The sequence below is a fragment of the Photobacterium sp. WH77 genome, from assembly GCF_022014395.1.
In the GTDB taxonomy this organism is placed as follows: Bacteria; Pseudomonadota; Gammaproteobacteria; order Enterobacterales; family Vibrionaceae; genus Photobacterium; species Photobacterium arenosum.
This window is the reverse complement of the sequence record NZ_JAKLTE010000025.1, coordinates 1-23,227: the sequence shown is the minus strand read 5'-3', so window position 1 is coordinate 23,227 and position 23,227 is coordinate 1. Positions and strand designations below refer to the sequence as shown.

The window sequence follows — 23,227 nt, the reverse complement described above, 5'->3', positions numbered from 1 at the left end:
TTATGTTGAAATCTCAGCTCGTTTCTTCTTTTTGCTGCATGGCGTAACCCACGTACTTATCGATGGTCAGTGCGGGCTGCGTATTCCGACGAAGTTGAACACTTATTCCGGCTGAACATGAACACTTAACTTTTTCAACGTATCACGACAGTTGTTTTTAGCTTAAGTGTTCATCTTCCGTCAACGTTCCTAACTTTTTCCGCATTGATTCTCCCTTCAGTTGCAGCCTGTGAGCATTGTGCATCAGGCGATCTAAGATGGCATCTGCCAATGTGTTGTCACCGATTTGTGCGTACCACTGATCAGTCGGTAACTGACTGATTAACACTGTTGAAGCCTGACCATAGCGATCATCCATGATTTCCATCAGGTCGTTGCGCTGCCCGACTTTCAACGGTTCAAGTCCCCAGTCATCCAGGATCAACAAGTGCACCTTGGCAAGCTGGGTCAGTAGCTTATGGTAGGTGCCGTCTGCTTTTGACTGGGTCAGGGCCAGCAACAGCCTTGAAGTCCGGTAGTAACGAACGCTGAACCCTTGCTGGCAGGCGTTATGGCCAAGAGCGCAGCCGAGATAAGTCTTACCACTGCCGCATGGTCCGGTGATCAACAGGTTCTGCCTTCGGTCAAGCCAGTCCCGTTGCGCTAGCCGAGCGATGCGTGAACGTTCGATATTGCGAGGGTGCTGGTAGTCTATCTCCTGAACAGTAGCATTAAGTTTGAACTTGGCTTGCCGGATCAGCCGCTCATGCTGGCGTTGCTGCCGAACTGACTGCTCTTGTTCGACCAACAAGCTCAGCCGCTCGGTGAACGCGAGAGCTTCATAAGTGCCTGGCTGTTCTTGCTGCCGCTCCAGTGCTTCGGCCATCCCGCTGAGCTTTAGCTCCCGTAACCGGTTGAGTGTTTGCTGTGTCATTGCTTTCTCCTAGTGGAAGGTATGGGGCCCGCGGATATTCTCGTGATCTTGGGGCAAGCATGAGTTGCCATCTCCCTGCTCGGGGAGCTGATCACGGTTGCTCGCCAGGATTGACTTGATTTGCCGAAGCTTGACCAGGCCTTTCTGGTTGGCAAGTTTACAGCTGGTATTCAGCCTTTGGGCTGGATACTGCCGGCTTAAATTCAGTAGCCCGAGACACAGACGGTAGGCTTGTTCCGGGTGGGCTTTTTCTTCCATACGTTCGCTGACCCATTGCAGGGTATCTGGCCCGATGGCGCTGGCCCATTGTTTGAGGCGACCGGGCGTCCATTACTGATGCTTCTGATGGCGTTTTGGCATATGACTTTCATCGGTTGTTATCCCGGGATAGCGTTTTCGGGGATGGGAGGCGACGAGCTGTTGACGATAATAGAGCTGGACTAACCGGTCTCCGGCATGCAGCTCTAACTTCTCACCAACATACTGATGCGGAACTGAGTAGTGGTGATGTTCATACTGGATGTGATAGTCGATATTTACCTTTACCTGCTTGATAGCTACATAGCGGTAAGGCATGCACGGCAAGGGCTTGAGTGCTGGCTGGTCTAACTTTTCGAAGGCTTCCTTGCGGTTGCCCGGCAACTGTTTGAACGGCTTCTGGTTCAACTCTTCAAGCAACGCCATGATGCACTGGTTTAACTCAGCCAGTGAGAAGAAGCTGTGGTGGCGCAGGCGAGCCAGGATCCAGCGTTCGACGACTTGCACACCTACTTCAGCCTTGGCTTTATCCTTGGGCTTATAAGGGCGAGCTGGCATGACGGCGATTTGGTAGTGTTCAGCAAGCTGCTGATAGCTTGGGTTGAGTTCCGGATCATAACGACATGCCTTGCTGACGCCACTGCGCAGGTTGTCGGGGATCAACATCTCCGGTGTACCACCGAAGAACTCGAATGCCCGAACATGGCTTTGCAGCCAGTCCGGTAATGACTGGGACTCTGTGGCTTCCGCATAGGTATAGTTGGATGCACCGAGAACCGCTACGAACACCTGGGCATGCCGGACTTCACCGGTGCTCTGGCAGATAATGGGAACCGTCTGGCCGCAGTAGTCGATAAAGCACGTTTCCCCGGCTTTATGCAGCTGTCTCATGGTGCGTCTTTGCTGCTTATTCCAGTGAAGGTAACGGTCACAGAACTGTGAGTAGCTGTAGCAGCGGTTGGGGTATTGCTGGGTATATTCTTCCCACAGCAGTTGCTTGGTGATCCCCTTGTGTTTCAGCTCTTGATGGACAGCAGGCCAGTCGGGAACCTGATATCGGCACGAGGCCCGCGTATCGGCTGCGGGATAAAATAGTGGGCCAGTTGCTCATCTGTCAGTGAGTCGGGAAGCGGCCAAGTCAGGTTCAGAGTTTGCGCTTTCTGGAGCAGTTTCTGGATAGCACCAACGCTGACTTTTGTGCTCGCGCTGATTTGCCGAATCGACAACCTGGCATCCAGTTTCAGCCTGAGTACGTCTCGAATTTTACGCATTGCAATCCTCTTTGCTGGCATAGTCCTGCTCCAAATAGGAAACAGGTTACCAAATAAGTTGAAGATCAATACGTTGAAAGGGATTCCGGCGGAACGTGAACAGTGATTCCGGAAAGGTGAGCAAAAGCGTTCATCTTGAGTCCGGAATGGGTGTTCACGTTAAACCAGAATGGGTGTTCACATTGGACCGGAATGAGTGTTCAGCATGGACCGGAATACGCACGGGCATGTCTACAGCCTTTTTCCTGATCATTTTGTATTCTGCATGTATAATACGCCCCTGCTTTTTAACGAAGATAGTTGCTTTGTACCGCCTGTTGTCGCTTTCGATGTCGTTTTCGACGATGAATGAGGCGAGATTGTCCTGCTCTGGAAGGGGACTGCGAGGGTACAGTGAACGGAATTCGGGCAATTTCAATTGAAGTGACAGGAAATTCAGAATGACGCTACACACTGAAAATACTCAGGAAAATCGCGGCCTCGCTGGCGATCACCCCTCATGCCGCTTTTCTGTGGCCCCCATGTTGGATTGGACGGATCGTCACTGCCGTTATTTCCATCGTCTGTTGTCGCAGCACGCCTTGCTGTACACCGAGATGGTGACGACCGGGGCAATCATTCATGGTAAGGGTGATTTTCTGAGCTTTAACGAGGAAGAGCATCCGGTGGCGTTGCAGCTGGGCGGTTCGAATCCGGCGGATCTGGCGCATTGTGCCAAGCTGGCGCAGGAGCGCGGGTACGATGAAGTGAACCTGAATGTCGGATGTCCGTCGGATCGTGTGCAGAACGGCCGTTTTGGTGCGTGCCTGATGGGCGAGGCGGATCTGGTAGCTTTGTGCGTGTCGGCCATGCGTGAAGTGGTGGATATTCCCGTAACGGTGAAAACCCGGATTGGTATCGATGAGCAGGATTCCTATCAGTTCCTGGCAGATTTCGTTGGTACTGTGTCTGAAAAAGGCGGCTGCGATAATTTCACCATTCATGCCCGTAAAGCCTGGCTGAGCGGCCTGAGCCCGAAAGAAAACCGTGAAATTCCGCCGCTGGATTACCCGCGTGTCTACCAGCTGAAGAAAGATTTTCCGCACCTGACCATGGCGATTAACGGCGGGGTGAAAACGCTGGCCGAGATCGAAGCACACCTGACCCACCTTGATGGGGTGATGGTCGGGCGCGAAGCGTATCAGAATCCGTATATGCTGGCGGAGCTGGATCAGCAGTTATTCGGCAGTGCGCGTCCTGTCAAAAAACGCCGCGAGGTGGTTGAAGCTATGTATCCATATATTGAGCGTCAGCTGGCGAACGGTTCGTATCTGGGTCACATTACCCGGCATATGCTGGGGTTGTTCCAGAATATGCCGGGCGCACGCCAGTGGCGCCGGCACATCAGCGAAAATGCCCACAAGCCGGGTTCGGGCATAGAAGTGGTTCAGCAAGCGCTGGATAAGATTCCCGCCCATCTGGATGTGTGATTAGCCTGCAAGATATAGTGAGTTTAACCACTCGTTATCGTCAAATTTGCTAACTTAGCCTGTAACGCCGCGAGCTGATAACGCGGCGTTTTTGTATCTTTCTGAAAAATAAGTATTTGTTTGGTAGCTGAATGTTGGCCCGAAACCTGCAGTTAAGCTGCAGTGAAGCAGGAAGGGGCAGAACGGGTTCTGTTACCTATGATGTGACTGGAGAGATTGGAATGGTAGAGTTTTTATTTTTACTGGTGTTTGCCGGTGTGCTGGTTATGACAGGGATCAGCCTGATGGGTATGGTTATCGCGATAGCGGCCGGTTTTGCAGTAATGGCGCTGGCGGGTTTATTAGGTGTGGTGATTAAACTGCTGCCATGGATTATTTTGATTGCGGTTGCTGTCTGGCTGTACCGCGGAGCCCGTCGCGAGTCGTCGATTCGCTCGTCGCGGCCACGTGATATGCATAGACGCAAATATTAGCGTGTTCAAAAAGTGAGCTTGAGCCAAATCCCTGATTCCCGGCGATGAAATGCAGTTTTCTTACATTGCATCTGGTATAGTCTGGCGCAGAAAAATCAAAGCACAATGATAAAGAGCGGAGACTCAGAAATGAAAAAAAACATGCTTTCAGCAGTGGCCGTAGCAGTGGCAATTGCAGCAGCGGTACCTGCTCAGGCTGATATGTTGCTGGGCGGCACAGTAGGCGCGGATGCCTGGATGAGCAGCGCTGAAATTAACGATGCAGTAGACGGTGGCGATAAAACCATTCCATCTTTTTATGCCTCGTTTGAACATTTTATTCCACTGATTCCAAACGCACGTATTGCTTATGCCAATGTAGAAGCGGATGCGGTGGCATTTAAACAAACAGACTTTACTCTGTATTACGAGATTCTGGATAACGATCTGGTAGCCGTGGATGTGGGTGTGTCTCTGATTAAATTCGGCGACGGCGAGTATAACGCGCAAGGTCACATGCAGACGTTTGATGATGAGTGGCAGCCGGCGATTTACGGTAATGTTGAAGTCGGTATTCCTATGACACCGCTGGCGGTATTTGTAGAAGGTAACGTTGGCAGCTTCGATGATACCAGCACGCTTGATGCTAAAGCAGGTATGAAGTTCACCATTCCTTTGGTGGCGGCCAACCTGAATCTGCGTGGCGGATACCGTGTGATGGACTACGATTTTGATGCGATCAATAATCCTGCCGGCAGCAAAGTGAAGCTGGACGGATTTTTTGCCGGTGTTGAAGTCGATTTCTGATTGGCCTATCACTGCTGAACTAAAGCCATGCTAAACGCATGGCTTTTTTGTTGCCTGTTTGCTGAGTTATAGGCCATTTTTAAAGTGGGCATTGATGCAGGAATCAGGCAGATGACAATTACCGAGTTACAGCGTTTGTATGCGGAAAGCGAAATAGTGGAAGCTGTGATTGAACCTTCACTACAGGCCAACGGCTGGGTGGTCGAATTTCGTCATCGCCGTGGTGGCTTTGTCACCCTGACTGACGGCTCAGGCAGTGAAAAGTGCTACCGGGACATAGACACTGCCACTGAGCGTGCTTTTGAAGTGGGTTTTCATCAGGTACGTATTGCCGATCATTTCTGAATGCCGTGGCGCCTGATCCCCCGGATTGGGCGTCTTTGTGCCGCTTAATTTTCTTACCTCCTGCTTTTCTCTTCCAAAAAGTTATAAAACATTCTTATCTATTCTTTCTTGTTATTTCGTCGAGTAGCTAATCTACCCTTACGCAATGTAAAGGGATCGTCGTGTCATGTTACTTAAGGAACTCTCGGCTTTAGCCAGCCCTCTCAATGATCAGCAGATCGGTCAGCTGCAACAGACAGTCGCAGAGCTGTCACCACAGCAACTGGCGTGGATTAGCGGTTATTTCTGGGGATTAAGTCAAACCCAAACGGCGGGCCATCAGCCTGCCGGTCAGCCCATCGCCGCTGTGGCAGCGAAACCGGCTGGCAAACTTACCATTATTTATGCTTCGCAGACGGGTAACGCCAAAGGCGTTGCTCAGGCGCTGAAGGAAGAAGCGGTTGCGGCTGGTATCCAGGCTGACGTGTTTGCCTCTGGCGATTACAAAGGCAAGAACCTGGCCAAGGAAACCCATGTGATCATAGTGGCTTCAACCCACGGTGAGGGTGAAGCGCCGGATGACGCCATGGAGCTGCATGAATTCCTGCAGTCCAAGCGTGCGCCTAAGCTGCCGAATCTGAGCTATGCCGTGCTGGGCCTGGGGGATTCCAGTTATGAATTCTTCTGCCAGACTGCCAAAGATTTTGACAGCTACCTCAGTAAGCTGGGTGCCAAACCTTTTGTGGATCGTATCGACTGTGATGTTGATTATGATGCCCCGGCCGCCGAGTGGCGCGCTAAAGCGCTGGAGACCATCAAGGAAGAACTGCTGGGCGGCAATGATGCCGAAGTGGTTCAGCTGCACGTGGCGCAAAACGCGACGGCGGCTGTGTCTCAGTACAATAAGCAAAATCCGTATGCGGCAGAGCTGCTGGTCAGCCAGAAAATTACCGGTCGTGATTCCGGTAAAGATGTCCGCCATGTGGAAATCGATCTCGGTGAATCCGGCCTGACTTATCAGCCGGGCGATGCGCTGGGCGTCTGGTATGACAATGATCCTGCCCTGGCTGAAGCGCTGGCAGCGAAAGTGGGTCTGTCCGGTGATGAAAGCGTTGAGGTGGACGGCCAAGCCTACAGCCTGAAAGACGCGCTGATTCACAAATACGAAATTACCGCTTCTAACCCGCAGCTGGTGACCAAGTTCGCTGAACTGTCTGGCAGTAAGAAGCTGCAGAAGCTGGTGGAAGACAAAGACAAGCTGCGTGAGTACGCGGCGAACACTCAGGTGATTGATGTCTTTGCCGAGAAGAAAACCCAGCTGAGCACTGAGCAGTTACAAGGCCTGCTGCGCCGTTTGACGCCGCGCCTGTACTCCATTGCGTCCAGCCAGGAAGAAGTGGGTGAAGAAGTGCACCTGACTGTCGGTCTGGTGGAATATCAGCAGGGCGAAGAAAGCCGCTTTGGCGGTGCTTCCAGCTTCCTGTCGCACCGTCTGGAAGAAGGCGCGAATGTTCGTGTGTTTGTTGAAGATAACAATAACTTCAAACTGCCGGCCGATGATAATACCCCGGTGATCATGATTGGTCCGGGTACAGGTATCGCACCTTTCCGCGCTTTTGTGCAGGAGCGTGATAACCGTGATGCTGAAGGCAAAAACTGGTTGTTCTTTGGTGACCGCACCTTTACCCAGGACTTCCTGTATCAGGTGGAGTGGCAGAAGTACCTGAAAGACGGCATTTTGACCAGACTGGATGTGGCTTTCAGCCGCGATCAGTCTGAGAAAGTGTATGTCCAGCACCGTATTCTGGAAAATGCGGCAGAAGTTTGGCAGTGGCTGAAAGACGGCGCACATATTTACGTGTGTGGTGATGCCAACCGGATGGCAAAAGATGTGCATGACGCACTGATCACTGTTGTTGAGCAGCAGGGCGGCAAGAGCCGCGAAGATGCCGAGCTGTATTTGAATGATTTGCGTAAAGCCAAACGCTACCAGAAGGATGTGTACTAATGACTGAGAAACTGTCCGATAACGAACGCCTGAAACGCGAGAGTAACTTTCTGCGCGGGACCATTGAGCAGGATTTGCAGGATCGTATTACCGGTGGCTTTACGGCTGATAACTTCCAGCTGATCCGTTTCCACGGTATGTATCAGCAGGATGACCGCGATATCCGCCCGGAGCGTCAGAAGCAGAAACTGGAACCTTTGCAGAACGTCATGCTGCGCGCCCGTATGCCGGGTGGCATCATCACGCCGGAACAATGGCTGGCGATTGATAAATTCGCGCAAGACAAAACCATGTACGGCAGTATTCGTCTGACTACCCGCCAGACATTCCAGTTCCACGGTGTGCTGAAGCCGAATATTAAGCTGATGCACCAGACTCTGAACGAGTATGGCATTGACTCGATTGCCACCGCCGGTGACGTAAACCGTAACGTGCTGTGTACTTCTAACCCGGTGGAGTCAGAATTGCACCAGCAGGCGTATGACTGGGCGAAGAAGATCAGTGAACATCTGCTGCCTCAGACTCGTGCTTATGCGGAAATCTGGCTCGATGGCGAAAAAGTGGAAGGGCATCAGGATCAGGAACCGATCCTGGGCTCGAATTATCTGCCGCGTAAATTCAAAACCACAGTGGTGATTCCGCCGCAAAATGATGTGGACGTGCATGCGAATGACCTGAACTTTGTCGCTATTGCCGAAAACGGTCAGCTAATTGGCTTTAACGTGCTGGTGGGCGGCGGTCTGGCCATGACACACGGTGATACAGCGACTTATCCGCGTCGTGCAGATGATTTTGGTTTCGTACCACTGGACAAAACGCTGGATGTCGCAGCTGCAGTGGTGACAACTCAGCGTGACTGGGGTAACCGCTCTAACCGTAAGAACGCGAAAACCAAATACACCCTGGACCGTGTGGGTGTTGATGTCTTCAAGGCGGAAGTTGAGAAACGTGCCGACATTACCTTCGAAGCCAGCCGTCCTTACGAGTTCACTGATCGCGGTGACCGTATCGGCTGGGTGGATGGCATCGACGGTAAATTCCACCTGACGCTGTTCATCGAAAACGGCCGAATTCTGGATTATCCGGGTAAACCGCTGAAAACCGGTGTGGCTGAGATTGCCAAGATCCACAAAGGGGATCTGCGCATGACATCTAACCAGAATCTGATCATTGCCGGTGTGGCCAAAGAAGATAAAGCGACGATCGAAAAGATCGCCCGCGAGCACGGTTTGATTGATGACGCTGTCAGCGTGCAGCGCCAGAATTCAATGGCGTGTGTGTCGCTACCGACCTGTCCGCTGGCGATGGCAGAAGCCGAGCGTTTCTTGCCGGAATTTGTCACCGATTTTGAAGGTCTGCTGGAGAAACACGGTCTGGACAAAGACGAGCACGTTATTTTGCGCGTGACCGGCTGTCCGAATGGCTGCGGACGCGCCATGCTGGCGGAAATTGGTCTGGTGGGTAAAGCTCCGGGTCGTTATAACCTGCACCTTGGCGGCAATATTAACGGGACACGCATTCCTAAGATGTACCGTGAAAATATCACTGTTGATGAAATCATGACGGAACTGGATCAACTGGTGGGCCGCTGGGCGAAAGAGCGTGAAGACGGTGAGGGCTTTGGTGACTTTACTATCCGTAGCGGAATTATTGCCCCTGTTGAAGTCTCTGTGAGGGATTTTTATGCCTAAATATGCGTTGGCGGATTTGCTGAGTGCCACCAAAGTGGAGCAGATCCTTCGGCTGGCGGAAATTAACGCCGAGCTGGAGCAGATGACAGCCCAGGAGCGGGTTCGCTGGGCGCTGGAATTTCTGGATGGCAACTTTGCGTTGGCTTCCAGCTTTGGTATCCAGTCTGCGGTCATGCTGCATCTGGTGACTCAGGAGTCACCTAATGTGCCTGTGATTCTGACGGACACGGGATACCTGTTCCCTGAAACCTATCAGTTTGTCGACTTTCTGACCGAGCGGCTGGATCTGAATCTGAAGGTGTATCGCTCAGAGCTCAGTCCGGCCTGGCAGGAAGCACGCTACGGCCAGCTGTGGACTCAGGGCGTTGATGGTATTAAGCAGTACAACAAAATGAACAAGGTTGAGCCGATGCGCCGCGCACTGGAAGAGCTGGAGGTGAAAACCTGGTTCTCTGGCCTGCGCCGGGAGCAGTCGTCCTCCCGTGCAACCTTGCCGGTACTGGCTATTCAGAATGGTAAATTCAAATTCTTGCCGCTGATCGACTGGTCAGAACAGGACATTGATGAATACCTGCTGAAATACGATTTGCCTTATCATCCATTGCTGGCCCAAGGCTATCGTTCTGTCGGTGATGTCCACACCACAGTGAAGTGGGAACCGGGCATGAAAGAAGAAGAAACGCGTTTCTTCGGTCTGAAGCGGGAATGTGGTCTGCATGAGGATGATGCAGAGAGCGACGGTTCAGGCATCTAATCCGGCAGCTTTACATTGTGGAAATAAAAAACCTGATCGGGAAACCGGTCAGGTTTTTTTATTGGTAATCAGAAAATTGACCTGAGGCTGACAGCCGAAAAAGGTGAAATCGTTACGCTCGCTGCCCGGTATCAGGTTATTGGTCAGCTGGCTGGTGTCCAGATTTTGGTCAGGGTATCAATCAGCCCGGCACTGGCGCCCTGGGTGCCCAGAAATTGTGTGATGATGGGAACGAACTGACTGATCATGCCGGCATCTAACCCTAATGCGGTGAAGACCGGACCCAGCGCGTCCATGTTATTCAGCATGCCGCCCAGTCCGGCAGGAATGGCGTCCATCAGGTTTTCTGAACCTGGGATCAGCTTGGTCAGCTCGGTGGCCTGATCGCCGCTTAACTGGCTGGCCGCCATGGACAGCAGTGCACCGGCACCGCCCGCTGCCTGTTCGGTGCTGACACCGAGTTGATCGGTCAGCATACTGGCGAGGGGGTTGTCGGCCAGGGCTTCCATTTTATCGTCACCGCCGCCGAATAAGTCGGAAAGGCTAAAAGCATGGGCGGCAGGGCTAAGGGCCAGACTGGCCAGTAATGGCATTGCAACCAGCCAGCAGCGTTGGAGTAGAGCTCGGGTCATAGTGTTCTCCTTAGAATCGTTATGAGGTTTTCCCGTGGGGAAGCCGTAAGCTACTCTAAGCGTAGTCTGGAAAAGATAAAAGAGGGCGTTTGTCAGGTTATTGTCAGGGTATGTTGCTGATATGAGACAAAAAAACGGTGCCGAAGCACCGTTTTTCAGAAGGGCGGCAGGACTTACAGGATGTCCAGCAGCTCAACTTCGAAAACAAGTGCAGCGAAAGGTGGGATGGCAGCACCAGCGCCACGCTCACCGTATGCCAGGTTTTGTGGAATATACAGTTTCCACTTAGAACCGACAGGCATCATTTGCAGAGCTTCTACCCAACCTGCGATAACGCCGGTGACCGGGAATTCTGCTGGCTGACCACGTGATACTGAACTGTCGAATACAGTGCCGTCAGTCAGTTGGCCGTGGTAGTGAACACGTACTTGCTTGTCAGACGTTGGGATTTCGCCGTTACCTTCAACCAGAACTTCGTACTGAAGACCAGATTCGGTTACTGTTACTTCTGGGCGCAGTGCGTTATCTTTGAGGAAGGCTTCGCCTTCAGCAGCAGCAGCTTGAGCTTGTACTTGACGAGCTTCTTCTGCGCGGGTGTGCAGATCACGCAGTGCGTCGTTGATGTCGTCTACAGCGATTTCTGGCATGTCGCCAGTCAGCGAGGTGGCGATGCCTTTGGCAATGGCAGCAACGTTCAGGCCTTCCAGGCCACTTTGAGCCAGTTGCTGGCCCATTTGCAGACCAATACCGTAGCTCGCTTTAGTTTCAACTGTATCTAGTTTAACGTCAGACATAGTGTCGTCTCTTTATGTCGAGTGAATTAAGCGGGCAGGATAACAGTTTCAACCCTCAGGGGTAAACTTTTGTGAACAGAGGTCGCATCAAAGCGTGACCCTGAAGTTTTGGCGCAGAGTGATGGAGAGTAGTTGTTATGGGACAAGCGAAACGCCGTAACCGGAAGAAATCGGCCCCGGCCCTGACACAGGTGTCGCTGACGGAATGGAAAACCCGGCTCAGCCAACTGAACTGGCGTGAAGCAGGCCAGACACAATGGCAGAAGGCCCGACTGAGGGTGCAGCCCTACTGGCAACTGTTACCAGGGTTTCATCGCAAAGCCTTACTGGTACTGATCCCTGTGGTGGTTGTGCTGTTCCTGCTGCCGGCTTCAGAGCCAGAACCTACTATCTCCGGCAGCGAGCCTGTGCGTCAGGAAGTGGCGCTGAACTTGGATGAGCCCGCGCGTTTACCTGTCGACCAGCGCCCAGAGCCGGCATCGCCGCCTCGTCCGGCAATCATCAAATCTGTGGCGTCGCAAACCGCGGTGACATCTTCGTCAACTTCAGCGACGACAACGCCCCGGCAGCCAGCTTCTGCTGAAAACTGGATAAATTATGAAGTCAAAAAAGGCGAAACCCTGGCGACCATCTTTCGTGCCAAGTCGTTACCTCTGACCGATCTGTACGCCATTGCTGCGATTGAAGGTAAAGACAAACCCCTCAGTTACATTAAATCTGGCCAGTTATTGCGTTACAAACAACTGGCCAATGGGGATCTGGATGTCCTGCAGATTGAGAGCCGCGGTGGCGATCCTGTGATGTTTTTCCGCCGCTCTGACGGTAGTTTTGCCCGCGGTAAGTAATGGATTAATCAGGCGGTTGCCGGAGTTTTCGTCAGCCGCATATCAATGTGTGGAATGCCGTCTTCCAGGTATTCGTCAGAGCTTGGCTCAAAGCCAAAGCGCCCGTAATAACTCTGCAAGTGCGACTGTGCGCCGATGTCAATGTCCTGCCCCGGCCACAGTTGTTCTGCGTACGCCAGCCCATGGGTGAGCAAGACACTTCCCATCCCTTTCCCGCGCGCTGCTTCAGCGGTGATCACCCGTCCAATACTGACATTGTCGTAGGTTGTGCCTGGCGGTAATAACCGCAGATAAGCCATCAGAGTGCCATTGTCATAAGCGACTAAATGATGCACACCCTGAGCTTTGTCGTGGCCGTCGAGTTCCGGATACGGGCAGTTCTGTTCAACCACGAACACATCCACCCTGAGTTTCATGATGTCATATAGTTGATCAGTGCTGAGCTGATCAAAACGAAGGCATTGCCACTGCATTGATTGTGTCCTTTTACTACGGCTTCTGTACCTGAGTACCAGCATAAAATGCGCGATGAGATATCGCAACTGGCGTTTATTTTCCTGACGCGGCCAGATGACGCTGCAGGCTGTCCAGCTGGCTCAGTGACAGGTTTAGAAACGATGCCAGTTGTGGCGCAGTGATGTGTGTTGCCAGCTCACCGATGCTGTCAGTGAACAGGGCGTAGCGTCGTGCCGGGCTGTACAGGCGCATGAACTGCTCTTTTTGTTCCCGGAACAGCAATTGCCTCTCGGCCAGGGCCATATACAGGGCTGGATGGTCATCGCGCCAGCGAAGAATCAGCTCTGCTGGTAGGGTCTGGATCAGGCAGGGTGACAAGGTTTCCAGCAGATAGGGCGATCCCTCGTCGGTCAGCAGGCTTTCAAAGCCAATCAGCAGATCCTGTTCCCAGAAGAAATCTTTGCTGATGGTTTTACCGTCTCCGGTGATGTAACAGGCATGGCACAGGCCATCAATCAGAAAATACGCCTGTGTTGCCAGTTCTCCCTGATTGATCAGCACATGCCGGGTAGGCAGTTCTAACGGTTCGGCCAGTGACAGTGCCTGATCGATAGTGGCCTGATCGGCACTGTGCAGGGTCAGAAATTGCGCGAGTGGTGAGGTCATAGTGTTCTGTCGTTGTTGAAGTCATCTATATCTAGCTTACCAAAAAATACCACGACCACAGGCCGCGGTATTGGGATATCGTTTGTATGGTTTGAAATCAGTGTTGCAGGTCAATCCGGTAAATTGCAAAGCCGGCAGCATCTGTATTGACTTGTTTCATCGGATACTGACCTTTGTCTTTGATAAAGGATGCCGCTTTGTCGCTCGGTGAGGTCTCAAAACGGATGTCCAGTTGCGTTGTGCTCCTGAGCGGGGCAAAGCGCCAGTTATTGTCGGCACTCGGTACAACTTGCCCGTCGTCTTTACTTACCCGGCTGATGTAACTGGCCAGCACGGTGCGGTTTTCATCCGGTGCTGCAAAGGCGATGAATTGCTCACCCGTCCCGGCAAACTTGGCACTGTAAGCGCGGTAATTGTTAGTTGCGATGATGAAGGGCTGGGCCGGATCTATGGCTTTGCCCTGATAGGTTAATTGCTGGATCCGTTCGGATGCCGGGTTGATGAGCTTACAGTCACCGTCGTAACGGGCGGGCTGAGAGACATCCACCTGATACTGAACACCGTCAATCACGTCGAAGTTATAGGTGCGGAAGTCTTCCCAGTTGATCAGTGACTGTGGCGCGCCTGAGCTGAGATCGATCTGGTTAAATTGTCCGGCAGAGCACTCCAGCCACTCTTTGACTTCTTTACCTGTCACTTTCAGCGCCACCAGGGTGTTTGGATACAGGTACAGGTCGGCTGCGTTACGAAAGGTCAGCTGGCCGGCTTCCACTTCGGTGTAGTTGCCCGGATCGTTAGCCCGCCCGCCTGCCTTGAACGGGGCGGCAGCCGACAGTACCGGCAGGCCGTCTAAATCCGGGTCGCCCTGAATAAAGCGCTCCACGTAATCTTTCTGTGCCAGGTTCACAATCTGTACGGTCGGATCATCCTGTACCAGCGCAAGATAGCTGTACATCACGTCACTGGCTTTACCGATCGGCTGGTTTACAAATTCACGTGTCCCCTTGTGATCCTCCATCACGGCTGCGACCAGTTTACTGTCCGCCGCTACCTGCGCTTTGCCGTCGGCAAATATCGGGCGAGCCTGGGTTTGACGCCCAGTCACCATCCACTTGCCATCTTGCCGGGTCAGCTCCAGATCGATCACCCCCAGATGATCGCCCCAACGGCCGGGCATCACAGCCGCGACACCATTGATAGTACCTTTTTCTATGTCCGTATTGGGCAGGTTGGCAAAGGTTTGGCTCGGGAAGACAGCGTGGGCATGGCCGAAGGCGATTGCATCTATGCCTTTCACTTCTGTCAGGTAATAAACCGAGTTTTCCGCCATGGCATGGTAAGGATCGGCAGACACGCCTGAATGCGGAATCGCGACTATGATATCGGCGCCTTCGGCTTTCATCTTAGGCACGAAATAGTCTGCGGTTTGCTTGATGTCTCTGGCGTTCACCTTGCCTTCCAGATTCTTTTTATCCCAGGTCATGATTTGCGGCGGCACAAAGCCGATGTAGCCGATCTTTACCTCATGCTCTGTGCCGTCGGTATCTTTCAGGCGATAGGTTTTAATCAGATAAGGGGTAAAGAGGTTTTCCCCCGTACTGAGGTCGTAGACATTGGCATTGATATAGGGGAAGTTTGCGCCTTTTAATGCCGCTTGCAGGAAATCCAGCCCGTAATTGAATTCATGGTTACCTATGTTGCCTACTTCGTAATCAAGTGGGTTCATGGCTTTATAGACAGGGTGAACATCACCGTCTGCCAGACCTTTCGCTGCCATGTAGTCACCCATCGGGCTGCCCTGAATCAGATCGCCGTTATCAACCAGCACACTGTTAGTGACTTCGCGCCTGGCTTGCTCGATTAAGGTGGCGGTACGGACCAGCCCGGTTTTCTCGGTGGCTTTATCCTTGTAGTAGTCGTAGTCCATGACATTGGCGTGAATGTCGGTGGTTTCAAGAATACGCAGTTGAATGGTGTCTGCCAGTGCCGGGTCTGCTGCTGCCAGCAGTGCGCCCAGTATGGCAAGTGAAAGTGGTTTTGCTCTTAAAGACATGATTTCACCGTCATTAATGGAGTAAGTTACGCGCTAAAAGTAGCAAAAATACTGTTAATGAAATGCAAGAGCTTGTCAGATATGTGACCTGAGTGCGCTTCCTTGCTCTGCATTAGGTTTCTTTCTCGAGCCACTGTATTCAGGTATGCGGACGGGCGAAAGAGTTAGATCTTAAAGGCATAAGATAAGCTATTTTTAATGGATAAAAACCGGAAAAGTGATTGTTTTATACGGTGTTAGGGGCGATTTGCTGAGATATCAGGAAGGATTGTTCCCGCAAGGTGGTTAAGTCAGCCAAGCTAAACTTTTGGGAATAAAAAATGAAATTTTAGAATTTCAGGTAATAACTTGCCCCGTCTATAGTGCTGTTACGTACAGAGAGTAAGAGCAGTGACTATGGACTATTTACCTATTTTTGCCGATTTAAAGCGTCGCCCATGCCTGGTAGTAGGCGGTGGAGAAGTGGCCTGGCGTAAAACCCGGATGCTGCTTAAAGCCGGTGCCGATGTTCGTGTCATTGCTCCTGAGCTCAATGCCGATTTTCTGCAGGCGGCAGATAACGGTGACATTACTCTTCTTGCTGAGCATTTTATGCCAGAACACCTTGACGGTATCTTTCTGGCTATCGCTGCCACCGATCGCAAAGCCATCAATGCTCTGGTGTACCAGTCGGCAAATCAGCGACAGGTGCTGGTGAATGTGGTGGATGATACCCAGCGTTGCAGTTTCATCGTGCCATCGATTGTTGATCGCTCTCCTCTTATTGTGGCTATTTCATCTTCTGGCAAAGCGCCGGTACTGGCGCGTCTGGTCCGTGAGAAGCTGGAAGCCTTGCTGCCTCAGCATCTTGGTAAAATGGCGACGCTGGCAGGCCAGTTTCGCGATCGCCTGAAGAATACGGTGAAAAGCCTGTCTGCCCGCCGTCTGTTCTGGGAGCAGGCATTTGACGGCCGTTTCGCCGAGCTGGTTGCCGCCGGGCAAGATAAAGAAGCCGAGCAGGAATTGATTCGCCAGTCCCAGCAGGTGACTACCCAGGGCCAGGTTGCACTGATTGGTTCCGGTCCCGGCGACGCCGGTTTGTTGACCCTGCGTGCATTGCAATTAATGCAGCAGGCCGATGTGGTGCTGTATGACTATCTGGTATCGGACGACATCATGGATCTGGTACGCCGTGATGCGGAGCTGGTCTGTGTTGGTAAACGCGCCGGTTATCACAGTGTGCCGCAGGAAGAAACTAACCGCCTGCTGGTGGAATACGCCAGTCAGGGCAAACGGGTGGTTCGCCTGAAAGGCGGTGATCCTTTCATTTTCGGCCGCGGAGCAGAAGAGCTGGAAGTGCTGTTTGATGCCGGTATCCCGTTCCAGGTTGTGCCGGGCATTACCGCCGCAGCCGGCGCGACGGCCTATGCCGGAATTCCCCTGACACACAGAGATCATGCACAAAGTGCCATGTTTATTACCGGTCATACCAAGCCGGACAGCGACAATCTCGACTGGTCTACACTAGCACGCGGTAAGCAGACGCTGGTGATTTACATGGGGCTGATGAAATCAAGCCACATCCAGCAACAACTGATTCAGCATGGCCGCGCTGCAGAAACGCCGATTGCGATTATCGAGCGCGGCACGCAGGCATCGCAAAAAGTCTTCAGAGGCCAACTGAGCGAGCTGGCTCAACTGGCAGAGAATGCAGAATCGCCGTCACTCATCGTGGTGGGTGAAGTGGTGACTCTTGCGGATAAATTACATTGGTTCGGAAAGCAGGAACAACAAGGGCAACCACACCCCGCTGTCGTGAGCCTGGCTTAACATGGAGAGAAAGATGGATCCGAAACGCCTTACCCACCTTAAGCAGCTCGAAGCGGAGAGTATTCATATCATCCGTGAAGTGGCCGCTGAGTTTGATAACCCTGTGATGATGTACTCCATCGGTAAAGATTCATCGGTGATGCTGCATCTGGCCCGTAAAGCCTTTTATCCGGGGAAAATTCCTTTTCCGCTGCTGCATGTCGATACCGACTGGAAATTCCGCGAAATGATTGAATTTCGCGATGCGACAGCGAAGAAATACGGTTTTGACCTGCTGGTGCATAAAAACCCGGAAGGCATGGCGATGGGTATCAGCCCGTTCGAGCATGGCTCGTCAAAGCATACCGATATTATGAAAACCCAGGGCCTGAAGCAGGCACTGAACCAGTACGGTTTCGACGCCGCATTCGGCGGCGCCCGTCGTGACGAAGAGAAATCCCGTGCCAAAGAGCGCGTGTATTCTTTCCGCGACAAGAACCACACCTGGGATCCGAAAAACCAGCGCCCTGAGTTGTGGAAGACCTATAACGGCCAGATCAACAAAGGCGAGAGCATCCGAGTGTTCCCGCTGTCGAACTGGACCGAGCTGGATATCTGGCAATACATCTACCTGGAAGGCATCGATATTGTGCCGCTCTACCTGTCACAGGAACGTCCTGTGGTTGATCGCGACGGCATGCTGATCATGGTGGATGATGACCGCATGAAGCTGCGTCCGGGTGAGCAAATTGAACACAAGAGCGTACGCTTCCGTACCTTGGGCTGTTACCCGCTGACCGGTGCAATTGAATCTGAGGCCAAAACCTTGCCTGAGATCATTGAAGAAATGCTGGTGGCTACCTCCAGTGAGCGTCAGGGACGGGCGATCGACCACGATCAGTCGGGATCCATGGAATTGAAGAAACGTCAGGGTTATTTCTAAGGAGTCGGGACATGAACAGCGCAATTCAACAACAAGTAGCTGAGCTGGGCATTGAAGCTTATCTGGATCAGCACCAGAACAAGTCTCTGCTTCGGTTCCTAACCTGTGGTTCAGTGGATGACGGCAAAAGTACGCTGATTGGCCGTCTGCTGCACGATTCACAGCAAATTTATGAAGATCAACTGGCCGCTATTCACGCTGACAGTCAGAAAGTGGGCACCACTGGCAGTAAGCCGGATCTGGCCTTGCTGGTTGACGGTCTGCAAGCGGAACGTGAGCAGGGCATCACTATTGATGTGGCTTACCGTTATTTCTCGACTCAGCAACGCAAGTTCATCATTGCCGACACCCCGGGGCATGAGCAGTACACCCGCAACATGGCGACAGGCGCCTCTACCTGTGATGTGGCTGTGATTCTGATTGATGCCCGTAAAGGCGTTTTGGATCAGACCCGTCGTCACTCTTACATTGCCAGCCTGCTGGGGATTCGCCAGTTTGTGGTGGCCGTCAACAAGATGGATCTGGTCGGTTTTGAGCAGGCCCGCTTCGAGCAGATCCGGGATGATTATCTGGCGTTTGCCAAAAAGCTCAATGCTGACATCAATATCCAATTGGTTCCGCTGTCGGCACTGGAAGGCGACAATGTTGTCACCGCCAGTGAGCTGACACCCTGGTATGAAGGCGAGCCGCTGCTGTCTTTGCTGGAAAGTGTGGAAATCAACAAAAAAGTGGACGGTGAATTACGCTTTCCTGTGCAATATGTTAATCGCCCGAATCTGGACTTCCGCGGCTTTGCAGGCACGCTGGCCTCGGGCACTGTGACTGTCGGAGATGCGGTGAAAGTGTTGCCATCGGGTAAATCGTCAACGGTTGCCCGTATTGTGACTTTCGACGGTGATCTGGCTCAGGCTCATTCCGGGCAGGCAATTACGCTGACCCTGAACGATGAGATTGATATCAGCCGCGGTGACACTATCGTTCATGCTGGTGACGACGTTGCACTCAGCAATCAGCTACTGGCTGACATTGTCTGGATGGCTGAAGCACCACTGGAAACCGGTCGTCAGTACGATATCAAAGTGGCGGGCAAGAAAACGCTCGGCTCGGTTAGTGCGATTCGCCATCAGGTTGATATTAATAACCTGGACACCTTTGCCACCGATGTGCTGCCTCTCAACGGCATTGGACTGTGCGAAGTGGTGCTCAATGAGTCTATCGCGATCGATTCATACCAGAATTGTGCCGATACCGGTGGTTTTATTCTGATTGACCGCCTGACCAATGTGACTGTGGGTGCCGGCATGGTGCGTGAGGCGCTGACGGAATCCGCCCCGTCTCAGCAGGCATACAGCGCCTTTGAGGTTGAGCTCAACGCGCTGGTCCGTAAGCACTTCCCGCACTGGGGTGCCAAAGATCTCAGTAAGTTGCTGGGGTAATGCCGATGGCATGGGAACAAGCTCTGGTACTGGCGATGCTGGTGGTGATCATAACCTGTTTGATCACCACCAGAATCAAACCTGCCTATCTGTTTGCAGGTACAGCCTTTATTGGTTTTCAAACCGGGATGATAGAGCTGTCAACTTTGGCGGGTAACTTCACCAACGCGTCGTTGCTGACCCTGGTCCTGCTGATCCTTGTTTCCATTGCTCTTGAAAAAACGCGCCTGATCAGTTGGGTCGGGCGCCAAATTTCTCAGGGAGGACAAACGTCTGTGGTGGCCAAGCTTGGCCTGTCGACGGCTTTCCTGTCTTCCTTTACCAATAACACGGCAGTGGTGGTGTCCTTGATTGGCGCAGTAAAGCGTAATCAGCGCCATGCGCCGTCTCGTTTGTTAATACCACTGTCCTACACCGCGATATTAGGCGGTACGCTGACCCTGATTGGTACCTCGACCAATCTGATTGTAAACAGCTTTGTCGAAGATGCCGGGTTACCCAGCCTGGGCTTTTTTGCGCCTTCAATGATTGGACTGGCGGTGTTGCTGGTCGGGCTGGTGTTTTTGATCCCCCTCAGCCACTTTCTACCCAATTACGATGACAGCAGCCAGGATGAACTGCCTTACTTTCTGGAAGCCAAAATAGAGCCGACCTCATCGCTGGTTGGCAAGTCGGTTGCTGAAAATGGCTTACGGGCACTGCGCCGCTTGTTTCTGGCAGAAATCATTCGTGACGGCAAGACGATTGCACCTGTGTGTCCCGAGACGGTATTGCGGGCCGGTGACAGACTGCTGTTCTGTGGCGATATCGAAAGTGTCACGACCTTACAGGAAATCGACGGACTGAGGTTATTTGGCCAGCACCACCTCAATGGGCAGTCCATGATGGAAGTGGTGGTCAGTCATTCTGCCGGTATTCGGGGTAAAACGCTGAAAAGCGTGCAGTTCCGCGAACGTTTTGATGCTGTGGTGGTGGCGATCCGTCGCGGCCATGAACGTCTGGCCGGCGGACTGGGTAATATTGAACTGCATCCTGGTGATACTCTGGTGATTGTGCCCGGCAAAACGTTTCATGAGAAAAAGCAGACGTTAAATCGTGAATTTGTCCTGATCAATGGTCTGGACTCCAGCGCCCGGCTGGATAGCACCAAGAGCATGGCCGTGCTGGGCGGTTTTGTTGCTGTGGTTACCGCGGGCCTGCTGGATGCTTTACCTCTGATCAAAGGACTGGCCGGTTATCTTTTGTTGTTGCTGGCAACCGGTATCATCAGCTTTGCCGAAATTCGCCGCCGTTTTCCAATTGATATAGTGGTGATTGTTGGCTCGGCATTATCACTGGCTCAACTGATGCTTGCCAGCGGCCTGTCTGAGCAGATGGGCAATATCATGATGACATCCTTTAATGGCTGGGGCGTCTACGGCGGGTTAGTGGCCGTGTATCTGTTGACCTTGCTGATGACTGAGCTGGTGACGAACAATGCTGCGGCAGCCTTGTCTTTCCCTTTAGCGTACAGTCTGGCACTGAGCTATGGGGTCGATCCTATGCCCTTCATTATGGCGGTGCTGTTTGGTGCCAGTGCCAGTTTTATTTCACCTTATGGTTATCAGACGAATTTGCTCGTTTACACCGTAGGCAACTATAAGTTGCGAGATTATCTACGGATCGGGTTGCCGTTTTCCGTGATGTACTCAGTGGTTGTATTAGCCCTGATCCCGCAGTTCTTTCCTTTTTAATGTGTTATAGCAACGGAGTGTAAAATGACCGCTGTCGTTCAACCCCATGAAAATGAAAACGTGGTCTGGCACAATCACCAGACCGATAAAGCACAGCGTGCTCAGTTAAAAAATCAGAGACCCTGCGTGCTGTGGTTTACCGGGTTGAGCGGTGCCGGCAAATCGACGGTGGCCGGGGCGTTGGAAAATCGCCTGGCTGAACAGGGCTTCCATACTTATCTGCTGGATGGCGATAATGTTCGCCATGGCCTGTGCAAGGATCTGGGTTTCTCTGCTGAGGATCGTAAGGAAAACATTCGACGTATCGGGGAAATGGCTAAGCTGATGGCTGATGCTGGTCTCATTGTGCTGACCGCGTTTATCTCTCCCCATAGAACTGAGCGTCAGTTGGTTCGTGAACTCCTGCCTGAGGGAGAGTTCATTGAAGTCTTCGTGGATACACCTCTGGCAGAATGTGAAAAGCGCGATCCTAAGGGCCTGTATAAGAAAGCCAGAGCGGGAGAGATTAAAGACTTTACCGGCATTGATTCTGAATATCAGCCGCCGGCGAATCCAGAGATTCATCTGCAAGCGGGCAACGCATCGGTTGATGAGCTGGTGACTCTGTGCGTGGAAGCATTAAAACAGCGTCACATTATTTAAGACAAGGAGTACAGCGTGAGCGCACTACTGGAGTCTCTCTATCAGGTTGCACTGGAAGCAGGGCAAACCATCATGGACTGTTATCACAGCAATGTCCGGGTTGAAGAAAAAGCGGACAAGAGCCCGGTCACTGAAGCTGACCTGGCTGCCAATGCGGTGATAGTCCGTCATTTATTACAGCTTACGCCCGATATCCCAATTCTCTCTGAGGAATCTGCTCATACTGAATGGCGTGACCGTCAGCACTGGCAATCATTCTGGCTGGTGGATCCGCTTGATGGAACAAAAGAGTTTCTTCGGAAAAACGGTGAGTTTACGGTTAACATTGCCTTGATTAAGGAAGGCAGGCCCGTGCTTGCCATAGTGCATGCTCCTGCTTTGGGTAAAACCTGGCTGGGAGACGGTAATAAAGCCTGGCTGCAAACCAAGGCTGGTCGGGAACCAATCCGAGTGAGAGAAGCAACAGTGCCGACCGTGGTGGGGAGCCGTTCTCATCCAAGTCCGGACATGGCTGACTTTCTCAATAAGTTGGGTCAGCACAAGATGACTGAGGTCGGGTCATCCCTGAAATTTTGTCTGGTTGCAGAAGGAAGGGCACAATTCTACCCGCGTTTAGGGCCAACCATGATGTGGGATACCGCTGCCGGTCAGTGTATAGCAGAAAGTGCAGGTGCATCCGTTACCTTATTTAATCAAGAGCCACTGCAATATCATAGGGAAGAGTTGCTGAACCCTTCTTTCCTGGTTAGCTGTAAGTAAATGCTTTTATGCCGTCGGGGTAACCCGACGGGTTGCTCTTCTGCTCTAGTGGTTTGAGCTGATCGTTTCCTCAGTTTCTACGTTCTCCTTTGAGTCTCTGTTTCTTTATCGTGTCTGTCCCATACCTGTTTTGGCTGTTTTTTGTGTTTTTTATTAGTTTCAGAGTAAAAGGTAGCCGGTTGCAATAAAATCACCAAAAAACACTTGCTGCTTTCAGCTAACCCCCTATAATGCCGCCTCACTGACAGGGCACACACGGGTTTGAATAAGTTCTTGGTAACTTGTGAATAACTTGTGTGAACTGAAAGTGGCGCAAAAAGAAAGAGAAACAGGGTTGACACTCGTTTTTGTTTTTGTAAAATGCGCACCCTCACCGAGTAAAAGGTGCTAAAGGTTTAAAACCTGAAGTTATCCTTGGTGAGTGCTTGGTTAAGAAGGTGTTTGAGAAAGTTTTTAAAATAACGCTTGACTGAGAGAAAATGCTGGGTAGAATACGCAGCCCTGACCAACGAGACATAACGTTGAGTCAACGT

General features: G+C 52.1%; 20 protein-coding genes and 1 pseudogene. 14 read left to right on the top strand and 7 right to left on the bottom strand.

Features of this window, described 5'->3' with window-relative positions; genetic code table 11:
* Positions 1 to 157: 157 nt before the first annotated feature.
* Positions 158 to 913 (bottom strand): IS21-like element helper ATPase IstB, encoded by a 756-nt coding sequence (istB, locus tag L6J37_RS19000; RefSeq protein ID WP_237796216.1) that lies wholly within the window; start codon positions 911 to 913, stop codon positions 158 to 160.
* Between the two features lie 9 nt (positions 914 to 922).
* Positions 923 to 2,463 (bottom strand): annotated as a pseudogene (istA, locus tag L6J37_RS18995) (IS21 family transposase).
* Positions 2,464 to 2,882: 419 nt separating this feature from the next.
* Here istA and dusA point away from each other — a divergent pair.
* From dusA to L6J37_RS18960, 7 genes are all read left to right on the top strand, one after another.
* Positions 2,883 to 3,911: a tRNA dihydrouridine(20/20a) synthase DusA gene (gene dusA, locus L6J37_RS18990; protein ID WP_237796215.1), complete on the top strand. Its 1,029-nt coding sequence runs from the start codon at positions 2,883 to 2,885 to the stop codon at positions 3,909 to 3,911.
* Positions 3,912 to 4,132: 221 nt separating this feature from the next.
* Entirely contained in the window at positions 4,133 to 4,384 is a 252-nt protein-coding gene (gene pspG / locus L6J37_RS18985) for an envelope stress response protein PspG (protein ID WP_192017783.1), read from the top strand.
* A 129-nt stretch (positions 4,385 to 4,513) separates the two neighbouring features.
* Complete coding sequence (locus L6J37_RS18980) at positions 4,514 to 5,170, top strand: TIGR04219 family outer membrane beta-barrel protein (protein WP_192017784.1); 657 nt, start codon at positions 4,514 to 4,516, stop codon at positions 5,168 to 5,170.
* 111 nt (positions 5,171 to 5,281) lie between these two features.
* Entirely contained in the window at positions 5,282 to 5,515 is a 234-nt protein-coding gene (locus tag L6J37_RS18975; protein ID WP_192017785.1) for a thymidylate kinase, read from the top strand.
* Positions 5,516 to 5,681: 166 nt separating this feature from the next.
* Positions 5,682 to 7,502, top strand: coding sequence for an assimilatory sulfite reductase (NADPH) flavoprotein subunit (locus tag L6J37_RS18970; RefSeq protein ID WP_237796213.1), 1,821 nt, complete (start codon positions 5,682 to 5,684; stop codon positions 7,500 to 7,502).
* A complete protein-coding gene (gene cysI, locus L6J37_RS18965) occupies positions 7,502 to 9,193 on the top strand; it encodes an assimilatory sulfite reductase (NADPH) hemoprotein subunit (protein ID WP_192017787.1) in 1,692 nt (563 codons plus the stop codon). The genes L6J37_RS18970 and cysI overlap by 1 nt, the downstream gene beginning before the upstream one ends.
* A complete protein-coding gene (locus tag L6J37_RS18960) occupies positions 9,186 to 9,947 on the top strand; it encodes a phosphoadenylyl-sulfate reductase (RefSeq protein WP_237796211.1) in 762 nt (253 codons plus the stop codon). Before cysI ends, L6J37_RS18960 begins: the two co-directional genes overlap by 8 nt.
* 143 nt (positions 9,948 to 10,090) lie before the next feature.
* Here the strand turns inward: L6J37_RS18960 and L6J37_RS18955 are convergent, their stop codons facing one another.
* Together L6J37_RS18955 and L6J37_RS18950 are read right to left on the bottom strand one after the other, a co-directional pair.
* A complete protein-coding gene (locus L6J37_RS18955) occupies positions 10,091 to 10,579 on the bottom strand; it encodes a DUF2780 domain-containing protein (RefSeq protein WP_237584192.1) in 489 nt (162 codons plus the stop codon).
* A 173-nt stretch (positions 10,580 to 10,752) separates the two neighbouring features.
* Entirely contained in the window at positions 10,753 to 11,373 is a 621-nt protein-coding gene (locus tag L6J37_RS18950; protein WP_192017789.1) for an FKBP-type peptidyl-prolyl cis-trans isomerase, read from the bottom strand.
* Positions 11,374 to 11,510: 137 nt separating this feature from the next.
* Between L6J37_RS18950 and L6J37_RS18945 the strand changes: the two genes are divergently transcribed.
* The gene (locus L6J37_RS18945) at positions 11,511 to 12,218 is read left to right on the top strand and encodes a LysM-like peptidoglycan-binding domain-containing protein (protein WP_237796209.1); all 708 of its coding nucleotides are present in this window, start codon (positions 11,511 to 11,513) and stop codon (positions 12,216 to 12,218) included.
* 8 nt (positions 12,219 to 12,226) lie between these two features.
* Here the strand turns inward: L6J37_RS18945 and L6J37_RS18940 are convergent, their stop codons facing one another.
* The 3 genes from L6J37_RS18940 to L6J37_RS18930 form a co-directional block, all read right to left on the bottom strand.
* Positions 12,227 to 12,691 (bottom strand): GNAT family N-acetyltransferase, encoded by a 465-nt coding sequence (locus tag L6J37_RS18940; RefSeq protein ID WP_192017791.1) that lies wholly within the window; start codon positions 12,689 to 12,691, stop codon positions 12,227 to 12,229.
* 76 nt (positions 12,692 to 12,767) lie between these two features.
* The gene (locus L6J37_RS18935) at positions 12,768 to 13,340 is read right to left on the bottom strand and encodes a Crp/Fnr family transcriptional regulator (protein WP_237796207.1); all 573 of its coding nucleotides are present in this window, start codon (positions 13,338 to 13,340) and stop codon (positions 12,768 to 12,770) included.
* A gap of 97 nt (positions 13,341 to 13,437) precedes the next feature.
* Positions 13,438 to 15,393, bottom strand: coding sequence for a bifunctional 2',3'-cyclic-nucleotide 2'-phosphodiesterase/3'-nucleotidase (locus tag L6J37_RS18930; RefSeq protein ID WP_237796205.1), 1,956 nt, complete (start codon positions 15,391 to 15,393; stop codon positions 13,438 to 13,440).
* A 396-nt stretch (positions 15,394 to 15,789) separates the two neighbouring features.
* On the opposite strand from L6J37_RS18930, the gene cysG reads away from it, so the two are divergent.
* The 6 genes from cysG to cysQ are packed head-to-tail and all read left to right on the top strand — an operon-like array spanning position 15,790 to position 22,694.
* Positions 15,790 to 17,202 (top strand): siroheme synthase CysG, encoded by a 1,413-nt coding sequence (gene cysG / locus L6J37_RS18925; RefSeq protein WP_192017794.1) that lies wholly within the window; start codon positions 15,790 to 15,792, stop codon positions 17,200 to 17,202.
* Positions 17,203 to 17,215: 13 nt separating this feature from the next.
* Positions 17,216 to 18,124, top strand: coding sequence for a sulfate adenylyltransferase subunit CysD (gene cysD / locus L6J37_RS18920; RefSeq protein WP_192017795.1), 909 nt, complete (start codon positions 17,216 to 17,218; stop codon positions 18,122 to 18,124).
* Positions 18,125 to 18,135: 11 nt separating this feature from the next.
* Positions 18,136 to 19,560 carry a sulfate adenylyltransferase subunit CysN gene (gene cysN, locus L6J37_RS18915; RefSeq protein WP_192017796.1) on the top strand — a complete coding sequence of 475 codons (1,425 nt, stop codon included), beginning with the start codon at positions 18,136 to 18,138 and terminating at the stop codon, positions 19,558 to 19,560.
* 5 nt (positions 19,561 to 19,565) lie between these two features.
* On the top strand, positions 19,566 to 21,293 hold the full coding sequence (locus tag L6J37_RS18910; protein ID WP_237796204.1) for an SLC13 family permease: 1,728 nt from the start codon (positions 19,566 to 19,568) through the stop codon (positions 21,291 to 21,293).
* A 24-nt stretch (positions 21,294 to 21,317) separates the two neighbouring features.
* On the top strand, positions 21,318 to 21,935 hold the full coding sequence (cysC, locus tag L6J37_RS18905; protein WP_192017798.1) for an adenylyl-sulfate kinase: 618 nt from the start codon (positions 21,318 to 21,320) through the stop codon (positions 21,933 to 21,935).
* A 15-nt stretch (positions 21,936 to 21,950) separates the two neighbouring features.
* A complete protein-coding gene (gene cysQ / locus L6J37_RS18900; RefSeq protein ID WP_192017799.1) occupies positions 21,951 to 22,694 on the top strand; it encodes a 3'(2'),5'-bisphosphate nucleotidase CysQ in 744 nt (247 codons plus the stop codon).
* Positions 22,695 to 23,227: the final 533 nt, after the last annotated feature.